The organism is Campylobacter sp. US55 (assembly GCF_004378955.1).
Taxonomy (GTDB): domain Bacteria; phylum Campylobacterota; class Campylobacteria; order Campylobacterales; family Campylobacteraceae; genus Campylobacter_D; species Campylobacter_D jejuni.
In genome coordinates this window covers 1-23276 of sequence record NZ_RYYF01000013.1, presented here as the reverse complement: position 1 = coordinate 23276, position 23276 = coordinate 1, and the positions used below count along the sequence as shown (strand labels likewise).

22 protein-coding genes and 2 pseudogenes are annotated in these 23276 nt (G+C 29.8%); 10 read left to right on the top strand and 14 right to left on the bottom strand.

What is annotated here, in order from left to right; genetic code table 11:
* A partial coding sequence (locus ELQ07_RS07995) for a cache domain-containing protein (RefSeq protein WP_208359327.1) occupies positions 1–978 on the bottom strand: 978 nt, incomplete at its 3' end.
* A 235-nt stretch (positions 979–1213) separates the two neighbouring features.
* Here ELQ07_RS07995 and ELQ07_RS07990 point away from each other — a divergent pair.
* From ELQ07_RS07990 to ELQ07_RS07980, 3 genes are read left to right on the top strand one after another with little or no spacing between them, the layout of a single operon-like run.
* Positions 1214–2098 carry a zinc ABC transporter substrate-binding protein gene (locus ELQ07_RS07990; RefSeq protein WP_088303778.1) on the top strand — a complete coding sequence of 295 codons (885 nt, stop codon included), beginning with the start codon at positions 1214–1216 and terminating at the stop codon, positions 2096–2098.
* A gap of 12 nt (positions 2099–2110) precedes the next feature.
* Positions 2111–2965 carry an ABC transporter ATP-binding protein gene (locus ELQ07_RS07985; RefSeq protein WP_070316768.1) on the top strand — a complete coding sequence of 285 codons (855 nt, stop codon included), beginning with the start codon at positions 2111–2113 and terminating at the stop codon, positions 2963–2965.
* Complete coding sequence (locus ELQ07_RS07980) at positions 2958–3761, top strand: metal ABC transporter permease (RefSeq protein ID WP_070316769.1); 804 nt, start codon at positions 2958–2960, stop codon at positions 3759–3761. Before ELQ07_RS07985 ends, ELQ07_RS07980 begins: the two co-directional genes overlap by 8 nt.
* Here ELQ07_RS07980 and ELQ07_RS07975 read toward each other — a convergent pair.
* From ELQ07_RS07975 to ELQ07_RS07925, 11 genes are all read right to left on the bottom strand, one after another.
* On the bottom strand, positions 3750–5081 hold the full coding sequence (locus ELQ07_RS07975; RefSeq protein WP_134224974.1) for an McrC family protein: 1332 nt from the start codon (positions 5079–5081) through the stop codon (positions 3750–3752). The two genes, ELQ07_RS07980 and ELQ07_RS07975, sit on opposite strands and share 12 nt — an antisense overlap.
* Positions 5074–7428: an McrB family protein gene (locus tag ELQ07_RS07970; RefSeq protein ID WP_134224973.1), complete on the bottom strand. Its 2355-nt coding sequence runs from the start codon at positions 7426–7428 to the stop codon at positions 5074–5076. The genes ELQ07_RS07975 and ELQ07_RS07970 overlap by 8 nt, the downstream gene beginning before the upstream one ends.
* Positions 7429–7474: 46 nt before the next feature.
* Positions 7475–7897: a ribosome maturation factor RimP gene (gene rimP, locus ELQ07_RS07965; RefSeq protein WP_070316772.1), complete on the bottom strand. Its 423-nt coding sequence runs from the start codon at positions 7895–7897 to the stop codon at positions 7475–7477.
* Entirely contained in the window at positions 7887–8249 is a 363-nt protein-coding gene (gene rbfA, locus ELQ07_RS07960; protein ID WP_002778650.1) for a 30S ribosome-binding factor RbfA, read from the bottom strand. The genes rimP and rbfA overlap by 11 nt, the downstream gene beginning before the upstream one ends.
* Positions 8246–10861, bottom strand: coding sequence for a translation initiation factor IF-2 (gene infB, locus ELQ07_RS07955; RefSeq protein ID WP_070316773.1), 2616 nt, complete (start codon positions 10859–10861; stop codon positions 8246–8248). The genes rbfA and infB overlap by 4 nt, the downstream gene beginning before the upstream one ends.
* The gene (locus ELQ07_RS07950) at positions 10848–11105 is read right to left on the bottom strand and encodes a YlxR family protein (RefSeq protein ID WP_002870410.1); all 258 of its coding nucleotides are present in this window, start codon (positions 11103–11105) and stop codon (positions 10848–10850) included. The genes infB and ELQ07_RS07950 overlap by 14 nt, the downstream gene beginning before the upstream one ends.
* 24 nt (positions 11106–11129) lie before the next feature.
* Positions 11130–12008, bottom strand: coding sequence for a homoserine kinase (gene thrB, locus ELQ07_RS07945; RefSeq protein WP_032589724.1), 879 nt, complete (start codon positions 12006–12008; stop codon positions 11130–11132).
* 8 nt (positions 12009–12016) lie between these two features.
* Entirely contained in the window at positions 12017–12418 is a 402-nt protein-coding gene (locus tag ELQ07_RS07940; protein ID WP_032599159.1) for a tRNA (adenosine(37)-N6)-threonylcarbamoyltransferase complex dimerization subunit type 1 TsaB, read from the bottom strand.
* Between the two features lie 38 nt (positions 12419–12456).
* Positions 12457–13341: a UDP-3-O-acyl-N-acetylglucosamine deacetylase gene (gene lpxC / locus ELQ07_RS07935; protein ID WP_002859351.1), complete on the bottom strand. Its 885-nt coding sequence runs from the start codon at positions 13339–13341 to the stop codon at positions 12457–12459.
* Positions 13341–14714: a M23 family metallopeptidase gene (locus ELQ07_RS07930; RefSeq protein WP_060816533.1), complete on the bottom strand. Its 1374-nt coding sequence runs from the start codon at positions 14712–14714 to the stop codon at positions 13341–13343. Before ELQ07_RS07930 ends, lpxC begins: the two co-directional genes overlap by 1 nt.
* 79 nt (positions 14715–14793) lie before the next feature.
* Entirely contained in the window at positions 14794–15621 is an 828-nt protein-coding gene (locus ELQ07_RS07925; protein ID WP_002860956.1) for a prephenate dehydrogenase, read from the bottom strand.
* Between the two features lie 75 nt (positions 15622–15696).
* Here ELQ07_RS07925 and bamA point away from each other — a divergent pair, with 75 nt between their 5' ends.
* The 7 genes from bamA to ELQ07_RS07890 are packed head-to-tail and all read left to right on the top strand — an operon-like array spanning position 15697 to position 22204.
* Positions 15697–17916, top strand: a complete 2220-nt coding sequence (gene bamA, locus ELQ07_RS07920; protein ID WP_096702963.1) for an outer membrane protein assembly factor BamA — start codon at positions 15697–15699, stop codon at positions 17914–17916.
* Positions 17916–18638 (top strand): inositol monophosphatase family protein, encoded by a 723-nt coding sequence (locus tag ELQ07_RS07915; protein WP_134224972.1) that lies wholly within the window; start codon positions 17916–17918, stop codon positions 18636–18638. Before bamA ends, ELQ07_RS07915 begins: the two co-directional genes overlap by 1 nt.
* An 8-nt stretch (positions 18639–18646) precedes the next feature.
* Positions 18647–19489 (top strand): acetyl-CoA carboxylase, carboxyltransferase subunit beta, encoded by an 843-nt coding sequence (gene accD, locus ELQ07_RS07910; RefSeq protein WP_096702959.1) that lies wholly within the window; start codon positions 18647–18649, stop codon positions 19487–19489.
* Position 19490: 1 nt separating this feature from the next.
* Positions 19491–19940, top strand: coding sequence for a 23S rRNA (pseudouridine(1915)-N(3))-methyltransferase RlmH (locus tag ELQ07_RS07905; protein WP_180752899.1), 450 nt, complete (start codon positions 19491–19493; stop codon positions 19938–19940).
* An 11-nt stretch (positions 19941–19951) separates the two neighbouring features.
* Positions 19952–20314, top strand: coding sequence for a molecular chaperone DnaK suppressor DksA (gene dksA / locus ELQ07_RS07900; RefSeq protein WP_134224971.1), 363 nt, complete (start codon positions 19952–19954; stop codon positions 20312–20314).
* Entirely contained in the window at positions 20304–21290 is a 987-nt protein-coding gene (locus tag ELQ07_RS07895; protein ID WP_134224970.1) for a hypothetical protein, read from the top strand. Before dksA ends, ELQ07_RS07895 begins: the two co-directional genes overlap by 11 nt.
* Positions 21287–22204 carry a tRNA-dihydrouridine synthase gene (locus tag ELQ07_RS07890; RefSeq protein WP_096702955.1) on the top strand — a complete coding sequence of 306 codons (918 nt, stop codon included), beginning with the start codon at positions 21287–21289 and terminating at the stop codon, positions 22202–22204. The genes ELQ07_RS07895 and ELQ07_RS07890 overlap by 4 nt, the downstream gene beginning before the upstream one ends.
* Here the strand turns inward: ELQ07_RS07890 and ELQ07_RS08380 are convergent.
* Positions 22201–22538, bottom strand: a pseudogene (locus ELQ07_RS08380) (hypothetical protein); the annotation flags it as partial. The gene ELQ07_RS07890 and the pseudogene ELQ07_RS08380 overlap by 4 nt on opposite strands.
* A gap of 519 nt (positions 22539–23057) precedes the next feature.
* Positions 23058–23276: pseudogene (locus ELQ07_RS08220) on the bottom strand (hypothetical protein); the annotation flags it as partial.

Genomic DNA, 23276 nt, shown 5'->3' with positions numbered 1-23276 from the left:
TGAATTTAAACCTGTTTGAATAGTTGTAAGTGGAGAGAGGTATTTTGATACGATGAAATAAAGGAGGATGACGCTAATAATACTTGTAAAAATAACAATCGCAGTTTGTATAAATGCAATTTTATATATTGGAGATTCTATTTGTTCTATTGACTCCCCAACACAAGCAGTATAAACTCCAGAAACTTTTGTACATACAGCAAATCTTTCATTGCCGTCTTTTGGTCTGGTATACTCAAAAGGTTCAAGATCTTTCTTGGTTTTTGCAAGATTTGCAATTGTGCTAATATCATAACCTTGTTGCAAAAGAGTTTTATCCGTAGAAACAAATACTTTATTTTCTTCATCAAATACAAAAGTTCTGCCTGGTAAATTTTCAAATTCAGCTTGCAAATCTGCCGCAAGAATATCTACAGCCAAAACTCCTATAAATTTACCATCTTTATAAAGAGGGGTAGAGTATGTAAAACAAGGTAAATTTGTAGTCACATCAATATAAGATGGGGTAATATAAAGTTTATTTGTTTTAACTGCTTCTATATAATATTCTCTTGTTCTAGCATCATAATTATCAGCTTTTCCATAAGTTCCAAAATCTAAATTTTTAGCATCAGAGTCTGGATCACTTACAACAAGTTCACCATTTGGTTGAGCGATATAAACCGCTAAAAATCTTCCAGCATCTCTAAAATTTTTTAAATCTTTTCCAATATAACGCATTAAAGCATCTTGGTTATCCAACTGTTCTACAGGATGTTTTAAAATACTTTTAGCCAAACTTTCAAGAACTAAAGAATTTCTCGCCTTAAAAGACTCCATAGAATTTTTTGCTGTTTTAACATAGTTTGTTTCAGCTTTTACAACTTCATGAAAAATTGCTTGTTTTACAAACATAAATGTTACAACACCTAAAATTATCAAACACGCTACTGCGATTAAATTTGCAATCAGTGAAACCTTCAATTTTACGCTTTTCATAAATTTAAGCACTCCTTTCTAATATTATTTTTAGGGATATCTTCATCAAGTTTTAGAATTATAAATTAAAAAATTTAAATTTTTACTTAAAATATAAAAGTAATAAAAATTTTATTTAATAAATATTTAAATTAATTTATATTTATTATTTTTATTTAAATATTGCTTCAAAAATTCTATGTATTAAGCTTAATATCGTTATAATTTAGAAAAAATTTATATCGAAGGAAATATTTTGAAAAAAATTATATTATTTATCTTATCTTTAGGGATATTTTATACTTTCACGCAAGCTAAAAATTTAGAGCAAGAACAAAATACTAGTAGCAATTTAGTTAGTGTCAGTATAGCACCTCAAGCATTTTTTGTTAAAAAAATAGCTGCAAATACTCTAGATGTCAATGTTATTTTGCCCACAAATAGCAATGAGCATAATTTTGAATTTAAACCAAACACCATAAAAAAACTTGAAAAAAGTGATATTTATTTCACTATAGGCTTAGAATTTGAAAAAGTTTTTACGGATAAATTTAAACAAAATTTTCCAAAACTTCAAGTTATAAATATGCAAAAAAACATAGCTTTAATTCAAACTCATGACACTCACGAGCACTCTCACGAGCACCACGAACATGAGCATTTTGATCCTCATACTTGGCTAGATCCTATTTTAGTCCAAACTATGGCTTTAAATATTTATGACGCCTTGATTCAAAAATATCCACAAAATAAAAATTTATATAAACAAAATTTAGATAAATTTTTAGCAGAATTAGATAGTTTAAATTTACAAATTGCCTCAAAATTAGAAAAATTAAAAAATAGAGAATTTGTAGTTTATCATCCTTCTTGGACATATTTTGCAAAACGCTATAATCTTACGCAAATTCCTGTAGAAATTTTAGGCAAAGAACCAAAAAGCAAAGATTTGCAAAAACTTATCACTCTAATGAAAAATAAAAATTTAAAAGTCATTTTTGTTCAAAATGGTTTCCCTGAAAATGCAGCAAAAACACTTGCTAAAGAATGTGATGCAAAAATTTACAAAATAGATCATTTATCTTATGATTGGGAAAATGAGCTTTTAAAAACTGCTGATGCCTTTTCTCATAATTTATAATCAGGCTTTTTGATGCTTTTTTTTGAAATTTCTAATCTAAACTACGCTTATGATAATGAAATCATCTTAAAAAACATCAATCTTAGCTACGACAATAAAGACTTTCTCTCTATCATAGGTCCAAATGGTGCAGGAAAATCAACACTTGTAAAACTTATCTTAGGACTTTTAAAATCTCATAATAAAATCCATTTCAAAGCTCTTCAAAGAAAAGAAATAGGCTATGTTCCTCAACACACTCTAGCCAATCCTAATTTTTGTCCAAGAGTACTTGAAATCGTTCTTATGGGACTTGTAAGTAAAAAAATTTTTGGTTTTTATAGAAAAAAAGATAAAGAAAAAGCTATGCAAGCTTTAAAAAGCGTAGGAATGGAAAAATTTTGGAACAAAACCATTGATTCTCTAAGCGGAGGACAAAGACAACGCGTTTTTATCGCGAGAGCCTTAGCTAGTGAATGCAAAATGCTTATTTTAGATGAACCTACCGCAAGCGTTGATAACAAGTCTGCTATACAAATTTTTGAACTTCTAAGCTCCTTGCACCAAAAAGGTATGGGAATTTTACTCATTTGTCACGATATCAACCTTGTATTAGCTTATAGCGATAAAATTGCACATTTAAACAAAGAACTTTTCTTACATACCAACACTAAAGAAAAAGAAAAAAGTTCATTTTTAAAACATTTATACGAAAACCACTCTCATTTTTGTGATGTAGAAATGAGTTTAAATACTTGTTTTTGCGATGAAGAAAATTGCGATAGTAAAAAACTATGCGAACAAGAATTTACAAGAAGAAATTTGAAAAAAACAAAATTTAAAAAAGAAAATTTTTGTTTAAAATTTTCAAAGGAAAATAATGCTTGAAATTTTAAATTTCACCTTTTTTCAAAACGCTTTACTAGGAGCGATTTTAGTCAGTATAGCTTGTGGGATCATAGGTACTTTGGTGATGATAAATCGCCTTTTTTCTATGGCTGGAGGTATAACACATGGGGCTTTTGGTGGTATAGGTATAGCTTTTTATTTTTCTTTACCTATTTTATTAAGCACGGGAATATTTACTTTATTTTTGGCTTTTTTAGTAGCTTTTTTAGCTAAACGCTATGAACACAGAAGTGATAGTATTATCGCTGTAATTTGGGCTTTTGGAATGGCTGTTGGGATTATTTTAATCGATTTAAGCCCTAGTTATAACACAGATTTAATGGCTTATCTTTTTGGGAGCATTTTGGCTGTAGGAACACAAGATTTATGGCTTATGACTTTGGTTGATGGCATGGTGGTGCTTTTGATCTTTTTATTTTATAGACAATTTGAAGCATTAAGCTTTGATGCGGAATTTGCAAAAGTTCGTGGTATCAATACAAGTTTTTTTCATTATCTTTTAATCGCCCTTATGGCTTTTTGCATAGTTATTTCCATACGCCTTGTAGGGCTTATTTTGGTTATGGCTTTACTTAGTATCCCAAGCTTTATTGCTGAAAATTTCACTAAAAGACTTGGCTTTATCATGATTTTGGCAAGTTTTTTAAGTATGATTTTTTGCATTTTAGGACTTATACTTAGCTATTATCTTAATCTCTCAAGCGGTGCTTGTATCATAGCTGTAGCTTGCTTTGGTTTTTTAGCGCATTTGATAGGCAAATTTTTAAAAAGGTAAAGGTGCAAAACACACTTGCACTTTTATATCTTTTTGCCCTTGTTCTTTAAAATACAAATGTTCGCTTGCCTTAAAAACAAAAAATTTTTCTGCGATTTTTCTTTGTAAATCTTGAGTTTTTTCACATAAAGGATACACAAGTTTAATATCATAAATTTTAAATTTGCAAGCATAAGCAAACATTTGATACAAATCGCTTTGTGTTATACCCTCTTTTTTCTCATCTTCACTATCATTTGGAATTTTCCATTTGGTATCTAGGATCATTTTATTTTTTATATATAAATCAGGCTTTAGCATGAAACAATTTTCATCATTTTTTGAGATTAAATACTTTCCACTGTTTTGGACTTTAATATCTTGAGTTGGATTTACTTTTTTTAGCATATAAGCTACATAATCTTCAAAAATTTTTTCCATAGGAAAAAGCAAGGCAAAAGCTTCATTTTTACCATGATAAGGCATAAAACTTTCATTTTTTAAGAAAATTTTACACCACAAAAGCAAGTTTTCATAATAATCAAAATGTCTTGAAATTTTATAACTAAAATCTTTTTCATAATTTTTAGAAAATTCTACCTCATCAAGCATTTGCATGGCTTTTATAAGTCTAAATTTATTCAAACTTGTTTTGGATTTTAAAAAATTTAGCGTTGATTTTATCAAACGATTGGGTGCTATATCTAAAACAAACTCATCATTGCTTGTAAAAAATCTTTCTTTGTGTATCAAATTTCGCTTGATATTCTCGTTAAATAGTAATTTTCCCTTTAAAAAAGCCCTATTTTCTTCGCAACTTAGATAAGATCTCATCAAGCCTTTTTTATATACGCTATCAAATTCATCTAAAAACATAGTGATAAACACTTCAAATAAAGGAATTTTAGAACTTTGCAAAGATGAAATTTGCGATTTTTTAAAGGGGGAGTTTTTTAAGGTTTTTAGCATATTTATCAAAAGATTTTTGGGATTAAATTTAAAATCTTTTTCATAAAAATCATTATTTTTAGAAATATTGTCTAATTCATAACATCTTCTTAGTTTTTCTTTGTCATGATTTGAAGAACTATCTTCTTTTTTATAACTATCCAAATTCGTGCATTTTGGCAAAATCTCCAAAACCCCACTTTTAGTCTGTATAATGCCAACATAATTTTTAGCTTTTAAGGTATTTTTGTTTTTAAAGCCTAAAAGACTTTCATTATTTTTTGCAAAGTCTTCTAGCTCTTTATAAAACCCTTCGGCCTTTTCTTTGAAAATTTCTTTTAAATCTTCTTTAGAAAAAGCTTGGTATTCGATGATGGAAAAAGTGCTATTCATTTTCGTTTTTTAATTTATTTGCTATTTCATCATTATAAATTGCTTGATATATTTCTATTTTATCCCAAATTTTATCATCAAATGAAGCAATATCATAAATACTTCTCTCGCTATTAACACTATCTAGATTTTTTATTTTTTGAAGATATTTATCATCTTTTTTATCTTTAAAAATCATACCATTATCATTTAAAACCGCATTAATCAAAGCATAATCATTATAAAAATACTCTTGCAAAAGCGGGATAATTTTGTTTTGAAAAATACTTTTTAAATCATTTAAATTTTCAACACCTATAAAAAATGCGTGTCCTATGGTTTTTTCTCTATCTAGTAAATATTCTATACGAGTGTTTATAGCTTTTAATAATTCTTGTAAATTAATACCTTCGCAATCCATAGATAATTTGCTCACATCAGGCATCATCTCAATAAATTCAAAGCGTCTTCTTAAAGCTGTATCAAGAGAAGTTATGCTTCTATCGGCTGTATTCATAGTGCCTATGATATAAACATTTTTAGGCACTCCAAATTTTTCACCGCTATAAGGCAAAGTCACTTTTAACTCTTCTTTTTCACCTATCCTTTTACTAGGTTCTATCAAGGTTATAAGCTCACCAAAAATCTTACTTACATTACCACGATTGATTTCATCTATGATGATTATATAAGGTTTTAAAGAATTATCATTGTTTTTATTATTTTCAATCTTTGCGGTTAATTGTTTTTCATATGCTTTAAATTTTTTCACTAAATTAAAGTAATAAGTATGAGCTCTATCAGCATAACCTCTATTAAATACCTTTTTAAACATTTCAGTAGCATTGTTAAATTCATCTTTGTATTTTAATAACTCCATAAATATAGATAAATTTAAATTAAAAATTCCATCGAATCTCTCTACGCCTTCACTATAAATCACAATTGTTTTATTATCAATTTCAACAACAAAGAAATTTCCACCCTTTGTTTTACCAATAGGCTCATTTGTTTCCAAAAGCCAATTTAAAAAATTTTCAACCTTTTCTTTTAATTCTATTTTTTTATTCAACTCATCTGCATTTAAGATACTATTCCCATAATTATCCAAAGCTTTTTCGCAAAGTTCTTTAAAAATTCCATCTTTTATTTCATATTGTATTTCTTGAGAATTTGCTTTATTATTCATCACAGGCTTTATGCCTTCTACAAATTCTTCATATCCATAGCTTTGATGAAAAGTAGTAAATACTATTTGTCCATTTTTTACATACCCATCAAATTTGGCTTTTTTATCATCTCTACTTTCTAAATTTTCGCCCAAAATTTCCAAAGCTTTATCTATAGTATGATAAGTTTTTCCTGTGCCCGGAGGTCCATAAAGAATTTGATTTAAGGGTATAATTTTCATATTTGATTCCTCAGATTGCACTCTTTCAGTTATAAAAATATCTTGTTCATAATAATCAATCAAAAAAGCCCTATAATAATTCAATGCACTAGAATACATATTGTTTCCATTGCTGTTTTTTAACTTAAATTCTTCATTTTTATTTAATTTATTTATATTTTGATCAAAACTAAATAAATCACAACTATATAGATTTTCTTTTAAAAATTCTTTTGATATATTTTCTATAACTTGAATATATTTATTTATAGTATTTTTATCTAATTTCTTTTTATTTAAATATTCACTAAATAAATTTTTCATTTTATCTATATAATTTTGACTATCCATGCCATATTTATTCCATAAAGGAATAGCTATATTTTCTATCATTTTAACTAATGATAAATTTTTATTCTCTAATAATTTTTTATGTATTTGATATATTTTTAATTTTTCTTTAAATTCATTCAAAGATATTAAATCTAAAACATTTTTAGAAAAAATATTAACTATTTTTATATTCTTTACATCTTGATAATGAAAAGCTATTTTCCATTTAATTGCATCCCCAAAATCTATTTTTTCTATAGCTTTTAAATTATTATATTGACTTGCTTGTATTATTTGTATGATTTTTTCTTTGATATTATTAAATGCTTCATTTTCATTATTGCCATATTTAGCAATCCAAGCATAATTTTGACTATATAATCTACCGCTAGAAGATTCTTTCTGACTTTCATCATTTCTTCTATATATACCAAATTTAAAAGCTGAGCCACCCCAAATACTTCCTAGATTATCCAATTTGCTTTCTATCCAAAAAGTAAAATCATCTCTATTTGGATTATCTTTTTTAATGTTAGTATATTCTTCAAGAGTCATATTTTTAACTTTTTCTAAAGTCCATACTTCTTGAAATTTTAAAAAGCCATCAAGCATTTCTTGTAATTTTTTTTCATCTAAATTCCACATTACCAAATCCTTAAATTATGCTATTTTTAAATCATATTTAGATTTCTTACCACTCCACAAAGGTTCTAGCTTTTTTTATATCATTAAAATTTATAGTAGTTTTTTCTTTATTTTCTAAATTTTCTAAAGTGATATTTTCATCATCTACAGCAATGATTTTTGCTTCGAATTTTTCTTTTTCATTGGTTGCAATCTTCACAAGTTCACCTATACTTTTAGCAAAGTGTTCTATCTTACTAAGTTTTCTTTCAAGTCCTGGTGAAGATACTTCTAAAAAATACTCCCCATTTACAGGTGACTCTACATCAAAAATAGGCGATAAAATTTCACTAAGCCTTGCACAATCATCAAGATTTACCCCACCTTCTTTTTGCACATAAATTCTATAAATTTTTCTGCCATTTTCACTTACTAGCTCATCATCATAAAAGCTAAGTTCTGCTTCTTTGCAAAGGGCTTCAAGATTCATTTTTATCCTTTTTTATTTTTTCAAAAAGTGCATCCATATGGTTTTGATACTCAAGCCTATCATCAAATTTAAAATGAAAATTCGGACACCTATACCAGCCCTGCTCACTCATGCAGTAATTTTGCAAAGCTCTACTTGCCTTTTTTAAAGAAGATAAAATTTTTTCTTGCTCATGGACATTAAAAAACATCTTATCAAGATACACAAAAGCATCATATCTGCCTTTTTTGCACTCTACATCCACTACACACAAATTTTTCAAATTTTCATCATCTAAATTTGCTAAAGCTTCAGGGATTAGCTCTTTTAAGATACTTTCGGTGCGTAGTTTTTTAATCTCACTTGGGTTCATAGACTTGCTTGTTCCTCTACTTCTTTATAGCTTTCTATATAATCACCCATTCTCATATCATCACACCCTTCTATACCTACGCCACACTCATAGCCTTTTGCCACTTCTTTAACATCATCTTTAAAGCGTTTAAGCGAACTTACATTGCCTTCATAAACCACAACTCCATCACGAATAAGGCGAATTTTGGCTCCACGGTTAATCACCCCTTCAGTTACCATACAACCTGCGATTTGTCCGATTTTTGGTACATTGATCACTTGTCTAATCTCTGCTTGTCCTAATTGCTCTTCAGAAATAATCGGGCTCATCATACCACCAAGTAAGGCTTTTACATCATCTAAAAGATTATAAATCACATTATAGGTTTTAATTTCTACACCTTTATCCTTAGCACGCTCTTTAACTTCCCCTGTTGGGCGTATGTTAAAACCTAGCACTATAGAGTTTTCACTCGCACTTGCAAGCTCTATATCACTTTGTGTGATCCCTCCTACCCCGCTATGAATGATATTAACTTTAATTTCATCATTTCTAAGTTTTTCTAAACTTGCTTTTAAAGCTTCTAAAGATCCTTGCACATCAGCTTTTAAAATAACAGGCAAGGCTTTTAGATTACCTTCTTTGATCTTAGCTCCAAGCTCATCAATGCTAACTTTAGTGGATTTGCTAAGTTCTTTTTGGCGATTGTATTCGTGGCGTTTATTAGCGTATTCTCTTGCTTCTTTATCTGTTTTTACTGCAATTAAAATTTCACCTGCATCTGCTACTTCACTAAGTCCTACGATAACCCCACATTCACCTGGTTTGATTTCTTTTAAAGCTTTACCTTGATCATCGCTCATCGCACGCACTTTTCCATAAGCCTCGCCTGCAACCACAGTACTTCCTACAGTAAGTGTTCCATTTTGCACGATGATAGTAGCTACTGCACCACGCCCTTTTTGCACAGAACTTTCTATAATGCTTGCTTTAGCAAAACTTTTTGGATTGGCTTTAAGTTCTAAAATATCAGCTTGTAAAAGCACAATTTCAAGCAAATCTTCAATCCCCATTCCTGTTTTAGCCGAAACTCCTACAAATTCATAAGATCCGCCCCATTCTACTGGCATAATTTCCATTTCTGCGAGTTGAGTTTTTACCATATCAGGATTTGCTGCTTCTTTATCCATTTTGTTAATAGCGATAATAATAGGCACACCTGCTGCTTTAGCATGATTTATCGCTTCTTTGGTTTGTGGTTTTACCCCATCATCTGCGGCCACAACAATGATTACAATATCAGTGATACTTGCACCCCTTGCACGCATAGCAGTAAAAGCTTCGTGACCTGGGGTATCGATAAAAGTAATTTTACGTCCATTTTTTTCTACCATATAAGCACCCACGTGCTGAGTAATACCCCCTGCTTCACCACTTGCAACGCGTGATTTTCTGATATAATCTAGCAAAGAAGTTTTACCATGATCAACATGCCCCATGATGGTAATCACAGGTGCTCTAGTCACTAAATCTTTTTCATCAGTCTCTTCTTCATAGTCTTTTACATAATCAAACTCATCAGCCTCGTTAATGATATTGATCTCTATACCAAATTCAGCAGCCAAAATTTCAATCGCATCTTCATCTAAGAAATCATTTTTTGTTGTCATCATTCCAAGCATGAAAAGTTTTGAAATCACTTCACTAGTGCTTTTTCCTATCTTATCAGCGAATTCATACACACGAATTTCTTTAGAAATAGAAACACTACTTACTTCTTCTACTTCCTTTTTTTCAATCTTTTTAGGTGGTTTTTTACGACTTCTTCTTTGAATTCCACCTTCAAGCCCAAAACCCGCAGAATTTCCAACAGCTTGTCTTATAAAATTAGGTTGTTTTTTATTAATATTTTGTGGTTTTTCTTGTTCTTTTACACTAAAATCAGGTAACACTACCTCATCTTCATCATCTAAAGAAATATCACCAAAATCATGTTCATCTAAAAAATTCATTTTTTCGGTACTTTCTTTTTTACTCGCAACAAAAGATTTTTTTTCTTTTTTCTTTTTCTTCAAACTCTCATCAGCATTTGAAAACATGGTTTTTAAACTTAAGCGATCTTCATTATTGATAGATATATCATTTGAATTTTTTACTTCTTCTTTTTTAACTTGAATTTCTTCTTCGTCTTTTTTCTTTTTAACAATGACAAGTCCGCGTCTTTTGGCTAAAGTTGCACTAGCAAGGCTTTGTGGCTTATGAGCATCAATAATTTCTTGTTTTTCTTCCTCTTTTGCATTTTCTTTTTCAACTTTTAATTCTTCTTTTTTAACTTCTTGTTTAAGCTTTTCTTCTTTTTTAGGTTCTTTTTTTTCAGATTCATTTAGCTTTTCTTGTTCTTTTATATTTTCTTTTTTAGGCTTTTTTGCCGTAGGAGTTTTGATATTTTTCTTAAAAGCTTCTGGAATTTCTCTTGTTTGTATATACTCATAAATAGCTGCTGCAATCTCAGGTTCTACAGCATTTGATGCTGTTTTAATTCCAAGCCCCAATTCATTTGCCTTTTCAATAATTTCCTTACTATCATAACCTAATTCTTTTGCGATTTCATGAATTCTAATCTTTGCCATTTAAAAATATCTCCTTAAGTCCTTGCTGAGTAATTTTAGTATTTAAATTTTTACATATTTTAGAAAATGCTTTTTGTAAGATTTTATCTTCTTTCTCAATACAATTTTGACATAAATATCCGCTTCTTCCATGTTCTGCTTTAGGCACAATATCTCCTAAAACAACTTTAAATCTAAATAACATATTTTGCTCAAAGCGGTTTTTACACACTATGCACATTCTAATTGGTATATGTTTTTTCAAAATTATATCTTTTTTTTATATTTTTTAGCAAATTTCAAAGCCATTATCATCAAATTCTAAATATTGCACACGAAAATCTTTAAATTTTGTTTGCATTTTCTTTGCCAAAGCTAAAGCATCATCTTTGAAAGCTAAAGAAAAAAAGCTCGATCCCGAACCTGAAAGTGTGCTCATTAAAGCTTTATTTTCTAAAGCAAATTTTTGCACTTCAAAAAGCTCCGGTAAGTTTTTCATACGATTGATTTCATGGAGCTTATCTTGACTTGCAAATTTTAAAAATTCATATTTTTTCTCCAAAAAACAAGCGGTTAAAAATGAAGCATGAGAAAGGTTGAAAACCGCATCATTAAAACTTAAATTTTTAGCCAAAGCTTGGCGTGATTGTTCCGTACTCATTGCCAAATTTGGGATCACAACCACAGCAGCTAAATCTTTATCAATCTCTTTTTTGATACTATAAACTTTATTTTTTTCAACCAAAGAACACACAAAACCACCAAGAGTAGCTGGAGCGATATTATCTGGATGGTTTTCATAAATTAAAGCTTCATCTAAAATACGTTCTTTTTCTACCTTAAATCCACTCATATAATAAGCACTGGCAATAGCTCCAACAATCACAGCTGAAGAGCTTCCTAACCCTCTTGAAAGAGAAATGTTATTTTGAAAAATAAAACGAAAATTATCTTTTTTTCCACTTAGTTTTTCATAAATTTCATAAAAAATATTTACAAATATATTGTTTTTTTTAAGAAAAATATTATCACTGCCCTCACCTCCAATACTGATGCTAAAAACACCTGATTTTTGGATTTGAGTTTCATTAAAAAGCTTTAAACTAAGTCCTAAACAATCAAAACCTGGCCCTAAATTCGCACTCGTAGCGGGAACTAAAATTTTCAAATTTCATCCTAAATTGCATCTAAAAAATAAAAGGGAAGATTATCATTATTTAGTTTAAGCTCTTGTAAATTTTTTGGTAAAAAAAACTCTGCTGGGATATTTTGTTCTAAGCAAATTTCACCTTCCTTATATACAAAACAAAAATTTTTATTTGCACTTATGGGTTTATAGCCATTTAATTCAAAAGCACTCACCGCAAATAAAGGAATATTTTTTACTATACTTAAAGTACTCAAACTTACATAAGAAATTTTAATCCCCATATAAGAACCTGGACCATTAGCATAAATTAAACTTGTAAAATCATATTCTTTAAGCAATTCATCTAAAATTTTTGGTAAAAATTCGCTTGCTTTTTCTTCACTTTTATAAGTTTTTATAAGTTCATCATCTTGATAAATTCCGATCATTAAAGGCTTAGATAAGGCATTAAGCAAAAGAGAGGTTTTTATGCAAATACCTTTTCATAAGCTTTTTGGGTTGTTTTTTCAAGGCTTACAATTTCATAAGCATCTTTATCTTTTAAAACTTCTTTAGTAAGCAAATGATTTAAATGATGACTCCCAGCATATGAAGTATAATCTCCAAAAACACGATATCCAAGTAAGGTTAAATCTCCAATTGCATCTAAAATTTTATGTCTTACAAACTCATCTTTGAAACGCAAACCCTCAGGATTTAAAATACGATTTTCATCTACCACTATAGTATTTTCTAAACTTCCACCTAGTGCTAAATTCATACTCCTAAGAGCTTGAACATCTTTTAAAAAACCAAAAGTTCTAGCCCTTGCTATGTTTTCTATATAATTTTTTTTGCTGAATTCAAAATTGTAACTTTGTTCACCTATAACAGCATTGTCAAATTTAATTGTGTAATTAATACGGGGTTCTTTAGTAGGAGTTAAACGCACAAATTTATTACCATCTCTTACTTCTATAGGCTTTTTAATTACCATAATTTTTTTAGGCGCATCAAGTTCTTTTACCCCTGCTTCATCAAGCATCATACAAAAACTAATACTTGATCCATCCATAACAGGAGCTTCATTTGCATTTAAAACTATGCGTACATTATCGATTCCATAAGCATTAATCGCACTCATTAAATGCTCTATTGTAGAAATAAATCCACGATCATCTCCTAAAACAGTTGCCATTTGAGTATTGATCACATTTTCAGGACTTGCCTTATAGCTTGCATTAAGATCGCTTCTAAAAAATACTATACCACTATTTGCTTCTAAAGGCTCTAAAGTAATTTCTATGGGTTCACCCTTATGAAGTCCTATACCTACGCCTTTGACAGTTTTTGCTAAAGTTAATTGTTTCATTAATTTTTTCCTAAAATTATCTTTTTACCATCATTTAAAACATTGTAAATATTATTTTCTATCCATTTTTTATCTTGCCATTGTTCAGGACGCGTTTCAACTCCTTGAACCAAAACTCCAAAATGCAAATGATCACCTAAGGCTAAACCACTTGTTCCTGTTTTGCCTATAATGCTTTGTTTATTAATCATTTCATCTAAATCAACATTTTTAGAAGAACAGTGCCCATAAAGACTATATACTCCAAAACCATGATAAACAATTAAATTTAAACCATAAATTCCATTTTCAGCAGCAAAAACAACCTTGCCTGCGTTATTGCTTATGATAGGAGCTTGTGCTACGCTTGCTAGATCAAGCCCCATATGATAAGAATCACTCACAAATTGCCCATTATAAGAATAATACCTATGATCAGCAAAATCCGCTACTTTCATACCATTTTTAAGAGGTAAAAATAAATTCAAATCAAAATTATCAATTTTTTCCTCAGGTACTTTTGAAGTGATTTCATGGATAAGTTCTTCATTGCTATTTCTTAAAGTTTCATTGACAAACTTAAATTTTTCATAACGATTGAGATTATTATCTTTTGGAGCGTATTGATTGGCTAAATTCTCAATCTTTCCATCTAAAAATTTATCCGTTAAATTAATATTTGAAACACGATATTTACGATTAACAAAATAATACCTTATACGTTCTTTTGAAATATTTCCTGCTTTATCCGTAGCGATAACAAATGCGCGAAATTCCTCATCTCTTGCATCCCAAGCAATCAAAGCCGCATAATACCCTTCTTTTACATAAGGTGTAACTTTAAAGATTTTACCTTTATTTGTTTCTATATACACCTTATCTAAATTAGCATCATCGGCCTTAAAAACAACTGCCCCAGCACCGCCTTGCTCGATTTGGTAAGAATTGCTTATGATATTGATTTTTGGAGCCGTATTATCTACTAATACCGCAATTTGTTTTCTTGCTTCATTGCCACTAAAAAAATTCCAAAAACTAGAATCTTTAGCTATCACCTCTAAAACAAAAGATTTTACATTTTCTTTGTAACCAAATTTTGGCAAAGCAACTTGCAAGGTAATATCTTTTAAATTAGAAATCTTTTCATCTGCTATAATCATTGCACTAGTATTGTCGTCTTTATGCAATATAATTTGTACATTTTTGATAGAACTTTCATCATCTTTAACATGCACTAAAATAGGTTTTTTAAGATCAGTATATACAACATCTGGCATTAAAATTTGAGGAGGATTTTTTTCAAAAATACTTAATCTTGAAATAAAAAAAATCAAAATTGCTATTAAAACTAAAATTAAAACAGATAAATAAGTTTTGCCTTTTCTTTTTGCCATAACCTTCCTTAAAAATTTTCAATGTTTTTGTTGTTTTTAGTATAAATTCTATTATATTTTCAGTAAATATCTAGCAAATTTATAAAATTTCTCTTAGAGTATTAGCCTGTTTCATCCATTCTCTTAATTCATCATTTTTGTCTAATTGTATCATTTGTTTACATCTCTCTAATTCTTGTTGAAAAAAATCAATAGAACTTAATAAGTTATCTTTATTTTGTAAAAAAATACTTTCCCACATTTGTGGCGATGATTTGGCAATTCTGCTCATACCTTTAAAAGATCCTCCAGCTAAATGAACAATATTTCTTTTATCCTCTTCTTTCATTACAAAATTTGCCAAAGAAAAACTTATAACATGAGGCAAATGAGAAATAATAGCAGCATGATGATCATGGGCTTTACTATCCATAAAAACAATTTTCATCCCTAAATGAGAAAAAATTTCCACTGCTCGTTTTTGATGCAAGTCATCAGCTATTTCACTATCACAAAGAACACAAACTGCATCTTTATAAAGCTCTTTAAAAGCCGCTTTTGGGCCTGAATTTTCAGTTCCTGTCATAGGATGAGCAAAAAGAGTTTGTTTGATTAAATTCTTAGGCAAACTTTCTATAATTTTTCTTTTTGTACTTCCAAGCTCTATAATTGTTACATTAGAAGGCAAATCAACTAACTTTTGCAAAATTTCTATAATAGCATTAACAGGAGTTGCGACAAAAATCATATCACATAAAGCTAAATCTTTAAATTCTATAAGCTCATGAATAAGACCTAATCGCAGGGCATCTTTTTCATTTTCTTTACTTAAATCCATACCATAAACACAAGAAATAAGCTTATTTTCTTTCAAACAAAGCCCTAAAGATCCACCCATAAGCCCAAGCCCTATAATTGCTATTTTCATACTTTCTACCTTAGTTTTTTGTTAAATTTTTTTTGCTATTATACAGCTTTTAATAAAGCTTTAGGTAAAAAATCAATGAAAAAACATCTTATTAGTATTTGTGCTTTAGTTGCTATAGCCAATGCAGCAACCATTAAAGATATTAAATTTATCGGATTAAACCACTTATCAAATACAAGTGCCATGAATATTACAGGGCTTAAAATAGGCGAGGAAATAAATCCTGCAAAAATCAACACTGCTATTCTTAATCTTTATAAACAAAATTATTTTGAAAATATCGCGGTAGATAATAACAATGGAATTTTAGAAATTATAGTTACTGAAAAACCAACTATAGCAAAGGTTACTATCACAGGTATAGCTTCAAATGATAGAAAACAAGTTGAAAGTATTTTAGGGATTAAAAGAGGCACACTACTTGATGAAGGAAGTATAAAAGAAGCTATTGAACGCATTAAAGCTTATTATGAAGCAAAAAGTTATTTTGATACTATTGTAGAATACAAAAAAAAGACTTTAGAAAATACTGATGGACTAGAGCTTGAATTTATAGTAAATCGTGGCGAAAATATCATTATTGATAATGTTCATTTAAGTGGAGCCAAGAAATTTTCATATTCTGATATAGAACCTGCTGTTGTTAATAAAGAAAAAGAATTTATGGGATGGATGTGGGGACGCAATGATGGAAAATTAAAAGTTTTTGAACTTAGTAACGATAGTTCAAGAATTGCTGATGAATATATGAAAAAAGGATATTTAGATGTTCAAGTATCCTCGCCTTATCTTAAAACCTACACAGATACTTATCAAGCAAATTTGACTTATTTTATCAAAGAAGGAAAGCCTTATAAAATTAAAAGTATAAGCATAGAAAATCCTTTATTTGATGATAAGCAAAATGCACAAACCGTAAAAGATTTAAGATCAAGCACTGGCAAAACTATCAATATCGAAGACATTAGAAAAGATGTTAAAACCATAGAAACACAAAGTGCTGATTTGGGTTATGCGTTTGTAGAAGTCTATCCTGATATTCAAAAAAATGATCAAACTCAAGAAGCCACCGTTGTATTTAAAGTAATCCCTCATGATAAAGTTTATATAAGAAATGTTATTATTTCAGGAAATTCACGTACTGTAGATCGCGTCATACGCCGAGAATTATATATAACAGAAGGTAATTTATACAATAGAACAGACTTAAGCGAGTCAAAAAATGCTTTAAAAAGAACTTCTTATTTTGACGATGTAAATATCAAAGAAGAAAAAGTTGATGATACACATATTGATTTGATTGTTGATGTTAAAGAAGCTTCTACAGGAGCTATTTCTGGAGGCATTGGCTATGGATCAAGCGATGGTATTTTGCTTAACGCTTCTTTATCAGATACAAATATCTTTGGTTCAGGAATAAAAAGTTCTGTAAGCGTAGATAAAAGCGATGATACCTTATCAGGAAGGATTAGTCTCATAAATCCACGCGTTCTTGATAGTCAATATAGTCTGGGTGGAACACTTTATTCAAATGACTATGAATGGGATAATTATTCAGAAAAAAATTACGGCTTTGATATAACAGTTGGACGCCAATTTGCAAGATACTATAATGTAAGCTTAACTTATAATCTTGAACAAAGCGATATATATCACTTAAGTCCAACTCTTTTAAGAACAGGATATGAACTTGGCAAAAGTATTAAAAGCTCTATAACTCCAGCAATCACCTTTAACAATACAGATGATTATTATCTGCCACGATCAGGTATCATTGCTTCAACTAGTTTAGAATACGCTGGACTTGGCGGAGATCAAGAATTTATTTCATCAAGCTCTAAATTTAACTTTTATCAAGGTTTGCAAGACTATATAGGATATGATCTTATTTATCGCTATAAAGCGAGTTTTTATAAAGTATGGGATGAAGGCTATTTGCCAATTAATCAAAGAATTTATTTAGGTGGTATTAGATCGATACGCGGTTTTGAAAGCAGAACGGTAAGCCCCAAAAATCAATGGGGAGATGAAGTAGGCGGAACCATAGCTTTTGCCAATTCCGTAGAACTTAGTTTTCCTTTGATTGATAGAATCAAACTTCGTGGTAGCGTGTTTTTTGATTATGGTATGATAGGACGTAAAAATTTAGATGAAATAAAAAGAATGAGTACAGGTATAGGCATTGAATGGATTACACCAATTGGACCTTTACAGCTTGTATTTGCCAAACCTCTTAATGATAAAAAAGGTGATGATACTAATAGTTTTGAATTTAATCTTGGAACACGCTTTTAATGAAAGAATTTTTAGATGCTTGCTTGAATGCAAATTTGCAAATACGCAAGTATCTAAACAATATCCCACAAAATGATCTTAAACTTTGCTCTAAATTAGGCTATGATAAAAATCAAGGCTATGAGCTTGACTTAAAATGTGAACAAATTTTCATAAAATATCTTAGTTGTTTTGGACAAATTTTTTCTGAAGAAAGCGGATTGATCGGAAAAGCTAGCCCAAAACAAATGATTCTTGATCCTTTGGATGGAAGTTCAAATTTTGTTTCTAAAATACCATTTTATGGAACTTCTGTAGCTCTCATGGAAAAAGATCAGGCAAAAAGCGCTTTTGTTTGCAATCTTGTCAGTCAAGAAATTTTTGCTTTTAATAACAATCAAGCTTTTAAATCCAATCTTTCCGATCCAAAATACTCACCCTTAACACCTAATCTATTTTCTAAAATAGGTATAGTTGAAAAAATTTCACTTTATCCAGAGCTTCTCGATTTTTTAACAAAAAATCAATTAAAATTTCGCTCTTTGGGTGCAACAGCCTTAAGTCTCGCTTATGCTTCGTATTTTAGTTTTGTATTAATTCTTGGAAAAACACGAATTTTTGATACAGTAGCTGCTTTAACAATTCATCAAAATTTATATATAGAAAAAAATGAAAATTTCCTTCTCCTAAGCCAAGACAAGAAAATTTTTGATATAATCTTAGAATTTTTAAAAAATAATTAGGTGAATATATGAATTTTGCAGATATTTTTTCAAAAATAAGAAGACAACAACCTAGTATTAAAGAAGCTCCAAATCACTGGGTAAAATGCCAAAGTTGTCATGCTTTGATGTATTATAAAGAAATAGAATCTTGTTTTAATGTTTGTCCTAAATGTAATTATCACATGAGAATTTCAGCTGATGAACGTATTAAACTTTTAAGTGATGAAGGCAGTTTTATTGAGTATGATGCAAATTTAGAAGCTATAGATCCTTTAAAATTTGTTGATAGCAAATCCTATAAAAAACGCCTTAGCGAAGGTGAAAGTAAAACAGGTAGAAAAAGTTCTGTCATGAGTGGAGAATGTGAAATCAATGGTTTAAAAACCCAACTTGTTGTATTTGATTTTTCTTTTATGGGCGGATCTTTAGGTTCTGTTGAAGGAGAAAAAATCGTTAGAGCTATACAAAGAGCCATCACAAGTAAAACCCCTCTTGTCATCGTAAGTGCAAGTGGTGGAGCTAGAATGCAGGAAAGTACTTATTCTTTAATGCAAATGAGCAAAACTAGCGCCGCACTTAAACTTCTTAGCAAAGAAAAACTTCCTTATATTAGCATTTTAACTGATCCTACTATGGGTGGGGTAAGTGCTTCTTTTGCTTGGCTTGGAGATTTAATCATCGCTGAACCTGAAGCTTTAGTAGGTTTTGCTGGTGCAAGAGTTATCAAACAAACCATAGGAGCAGATTTACCTGAAGGCTTTCAAAAAGCAGAGTTCTTGTTAGAACATGGACTTATAGATGCCATAGTTGAAAGAGGAGAACAAAAACAATATCTTAGCGATGTACTAAAATTTTTTAGTGGAAAATAATTTGCAAGTTAATATCTTTTGTATTCAAAAAAGTGATGAATTTAAAACTTGGAGTGAGAAATACTCTAAACTCATCTCCAAATACGCCACTTTAAAAGAAATAAATGTTTTTAATAAAAAAATAGCCTTAGCTCAAAATTTAAATGCCATAGAAGCAAAAAAAAGCTATGAAGAAGCTTTTATGCCTTATAAAAAAGGCTATTGTATCACTCTTGATGAAAGAGGAAAAGAACTTACAAGTATAGAATTTGCAAAACTCATCCAAGATAAAAATGAATTAAGTTTTTTTATAGGCGGTGCTTATGGTTTAAGAGAAGAATTTAATCAAAGTTTGGATTTTAGACTATCATTAAGCAAACTTACTTTAGCACATCAATTTGTTAAAACCTTACTTTTAGAACAAATTTATCGTGCATTTTGCATCAACAACAATCACCCTTATCACAAATAGAAAGTTTTAAAATGAAAAAAAATGAAATACAAAATTTCAAAAATATTTTAGAAGAAAGAAAAAAAGCCATCTTAGAAAATTTGCAAAGCAATTCAAATGAAATCGAAGCTCTTCAAAATAGCGTCCCAAGCGATAGTGTAGATTTTTCTGTCATAGAAACAGGCTCTCAAATTGACTTTACTATCAGCACCAATCTCAAAGAAGAACTTATAGAAATCGAAGATTCTTTAGATAAAATCAAAAACGGTACTTATGGAATTTGCCAATCTTGCGATGATGAAATCGACTCTCAAAGACTAAAAGTCAAACCTCACGCAAGATATTGTATCACTTGCCGTCAAATTGCAGAACAAGGAAAAAAACATGAAAATTAAACTCTTCTTACTTGCAAGTTTTGTTTATATAGCACTTATTTTTGCCTTTGCTTGGCATCTAGAACTAGGAAGCTATACTCTAAATATCAGCACTTATACCTTTGAACTACCTATTATGATATGGCTTGTTATTCCTTTATTTATTTATATGATTTTAGCCGTTTTACACATAGCATTTTATGGATTTTTGCGTTATTTAAAATTTAAGCATTTTTTTAAAGATGCAGCTAAATTTGAAGCTTATACTCAAGATTTACTCCTTGAAAAAGATCTTAAAACCACTTTTCAAACAAAAGAATTTAGAGCTGTAGCACAACTTTTTAAAACCATAAAAACACATGAAAAAATTCCACACTCAAATAAAATCAATGAAATTTTAGATCTTATTGATGGTTTAAATAAAAACGAATTTTTTAACCTTAGCAAATTTAAACTCGAAAATAACAATGTTTTATATTTGCAAAATGAAAAAAATCATCTCAAAAACGATGCAAATTATGCCTATAACAAACTTAAAAACCTTAATGAAATCAAAGATGAATTTGAAGAAATTGCTTTTAACACTCTTATAGAAAAAGCTAGTTATGAGCAAATTAAAAATGTAAAAATCCCTAAAAAGCCTTCTGAAGTTCTCACACTTATCAAGCGTTTTAAAGAAGGAAATTTAGAACTTAGTGCAGCAGAATACGAAGTTTTACTTTCACGCAACATATTAAGCGAAAAAGACTATCTTAACGCAGCAAAACTAAGTACTAAACTTTTAAATCCTGATGCTATTTTAGGAATTTTTAACAAAATTAAAAATGAAAAAAGCGAAGCTTTAAGAGCGTATTTATATCTTTTAGCTGAATTTGGACTTTTAGATGAGTTAAGAGAGCAAATTCACAATGATGATAAGAAATTTAATAATTTTAAAGCCTTTTTAGCCTTGCGTGAAAAAAATATCAAAATCGATCTAAACCAACTCATACAATGATAGATTTTAGCAAAAAACCCTTGTTTTTAGCCCCTATGGCAGGTTTTTCAGATCTGCCTTTTCGTAATGTAGTAAAAAAATTTGGTGCTGATATTACCATAAGTGAAATGATAAGTTCTAATGCCTTAGTTTATGAAAGTTCTAAAACTTTACATATGTTAGAAAGAGCTGAATTAGAAAATCCCTATATAGTCCAAATTGCAGGTGGAGATAAAGAAGTGTTAAAAAAAGCAGTGCAAATGCTAAATGAAATGGATTTTGTAGATGGGATCGATTTTAATTGCGGTTGCCCTGTAAATAAAGTTGTTAAACAATGTGCTGGCAGTGCTTTGCTAGAAAATTTAGAGCTTTTTAAAAATCTTGTAGGAGTGATTAAAGAAAACAATAAAAAAAGCCTTACAAGTGTGAAATTTCGACTAGGATTTAATGAAAAATATCCTGAAAAAATGGCTAAAATTTGCGAAAGCTTGGGGGTGGATTTTATAAGTATCCACGGACGCACAAGAAAACAGCTTTATAGCGGAAAAGCCGATTATGAATCCATTGCTAGCGCTAAAGCGAGCGTGAAAATTCCTGTGATTGCAAATGGCGATATTAACGCACAAAACGCTAAAGAAGTTTATAAAATCACAAAATGCGATGGACTCATGATAGGGCGTGCAAGCGTAGGAAATCCTTGGATATTTTATGAAATCAAAAGCGGTAAAAGTGTAGATACAAATTTAAAAAAACAAATCATACTCACACATTTTGATGAAATGATAAAACACTACAAAGATCAAGGCGTAAGTATATTTCGCAAGCATTTACACGAGTATTCTAAAGGGCATAAAGACGCTTCAGCCTTTAGAGATGAAGTCAATCGTATCAATGATGCTAAGATAATGCAAGAAAAAATCGAAAGTTTTTTCTAAACCCTAGTTTGTCCTATAAGATTATTTAATCTATCCATTATAGATCCAACATAAGAATTTATACTTTCACTGCTTGCTTTCCAGCCATTAGCTTTTGCTTGATTAAACTGATTATCAAACAAAGCTCCACCATAACCTATGCTTGCATTTTGCCAAGCAACTCCTTTATCCATTGCATATATATCTGCATCAAGCCAGCCATCTTGTGCATAGCCTTTTAATAAACTTGCAAAATCAACTTTGCCTGTCATAATGTCATTTAAAGCAACGCTATCACCATTAAAATTTCTTTAGCCATAGCCCTATTGTAAGCTTCTACTTTTGGATTAAGTGTGGTTTTTGGACTCTCAACAGGTTGTCCGCTACCATATGATTTTAAAAAACTCATAAACAAAGCTTCTTTAGAATAACTTCCATCTTCATTTTGTGGATAAACTGACATATCAGGATTAAATTGCCAATCTTCACCTTTAGAAACATTTTTGATTTCTTCTAAGGATAAACCAAAACTATGTCCATTTATGCCATCTATTAAAGATCCCGATTGTATATATAAACTTTCAGCTTCTTTCATTTGTTCAGGGGTTTGATAAACATTTGAAATTAAAGAATTTGAAAAATCTCTTAGGTGAGTGATATTCATTCTATTGCTTGGATCATTAAAATCCATCGATTTTATTCCATTTATAGCATACCCCTTAGGCATAGAATTTATATCTGCTTCACTAAAACTTGTTTTATCATTTTGAAATGCACTTATTACTTGATTAAAGCTATTATAATAGGATTTAACAATAGAAGCCATATCAAAACTATTATAATAGTTTCCACTAGTTTCATCAGCCATATTATGTTAATTAAATCTTTCTATCTCATCTAAAGTAGATTTATGCATCTTAAAATCTTCAGGAAGTCCCGCAGCTTTGTTAAAATCACTTCCCATATAGCCATCTTTATCTACACTATAACCATAAGCTGTATTAGTGTTTAAATCAGCTTGTTTATATTTTAGAGTATAAATAGAGTTTTTAAATTCACTTGATATATCATAATTAGGAGAACTTGTCTTGCT

Excerpts from the sequence above, each read along its gene's own strand:
- ELQ07_RS07985 (WP_070316768.1), top strand. The coding sequence starts at position 2,111 with ATGCTTTTTTTTGAAATTTCTAATCTAAACTACGCTTATGATAATGAA.
- ELQ07_RS07980 (WP_070316769.1), top strand. The coding sequence starts at position 2,958 with ATGCTTGAAATTTTAAATTTCACCTTTTTTCAAAACGCTTTACTAGGA.
- ELQ07_RS07975 (WP_134224974.1), bottom strand. The coding sequence starts at position 5,081 with ATGAATAGCACTTTTTCCATCATCGAATACCAAGCTTTTTCTAAAGAA.
- ELQ07_RS07970 (WP_134224973.1), bottom strand. The coding sequence starts at position 7,428 with ATGTGGAATTTAGATGAAAAAAAATTACAAGAAATGCTTGATGGCTTT.
- rimP (WP_070316772.1), bottom strand. The coding sequence starts at position 7,897 with ATGAATCTTGAAGCCCTTTGCAAAGAAGCAGAACTTAGCTTTTATGAT.
- rbfA (WP_002778650.1), bottom strand. The coding sequence starts at position 8,249 with ATGAACCCAAGTGAGATTAAAAAACTACGCACCGAAAGTATCTTAAAA.
- infB (WP_070316773.1), bottom strand. The coding sequence starts at position 10,861 with ATGGCAAAGATTAGAATTCATGAAATCGCAAAAGAATTAGGTTATGAT.
- ELQ07_RS07940 (WP_032599159.1), bottom strand. The coding sequence starts at position 12,418 with ATGATCGGAATTTATCAAGATGATGAACTTATAAAAACTTATAAAAGT.
- lpxC (WP_002859351.1), bottom strand. The coding sequence starts at position 13,341 with ATGAAACAATTAACTTTAGCAAAAACTGTCAAAGGCGTAGGTATAGGA.
- ELQ07_RS07930 (WP_060816533.1), bottom strand. The coding sequence starts at position 14,714 with ATGGCAAAAAGAAAAGGCAAAACTTATTTATCTGTTTTAATTTTAGTT.
- ELQ07_RS07925 (WP_002860956.1), bottom strand. The coding sequence starts at position 15,621 with ATGAAAATAGCAATTATAGGGCTTGGGCTTATGGGTGGATCTTTAGGG.
- bamA (WP_096702963.1), top strand. The coding sequence starts at position 15,697 with ATGAAAAAACATCTTATTAGTATTTGTGCTTTAGTTGCTATAGCCAAT.
- ELQ07_RS07915 (WP_134224972.1), top strand. The coding sequence starts at position 17,916 with ATGAAAGAATTTTTAGATGCTTGCTTGAATGCAAATTTGCAAATACGC.
- accD (WP_096702959.1), top strand. The coding sequence starts at position 18,647 with ATGAATTTTGCAGATATTTTTTCAAAAATAAGAAGACAACAACCTAGT.
- dksA (WP_134224971.1), top strand. The coding sequence starts at position 19,952 with ATGAAAAAAAATGAAATACAAAATTTCAAAAATATTTTAGAAGAAAGA.
- ELQ07_RS07895 (WP_134224970.1), top strand. The coding sequence starts at position 20,304 with ATGAAAATTAAACTCTTCTTACTTGCAAGTTTTGTTTATATAGCACTT.
- ELQ07_RS07890 (WP_096702955.1), top strand. The coding sequence starts at position 21,287 with ATGATAGATTTTAGCAAAAAACCCTTGTTTTTAGCCCCTATGGCAGGT.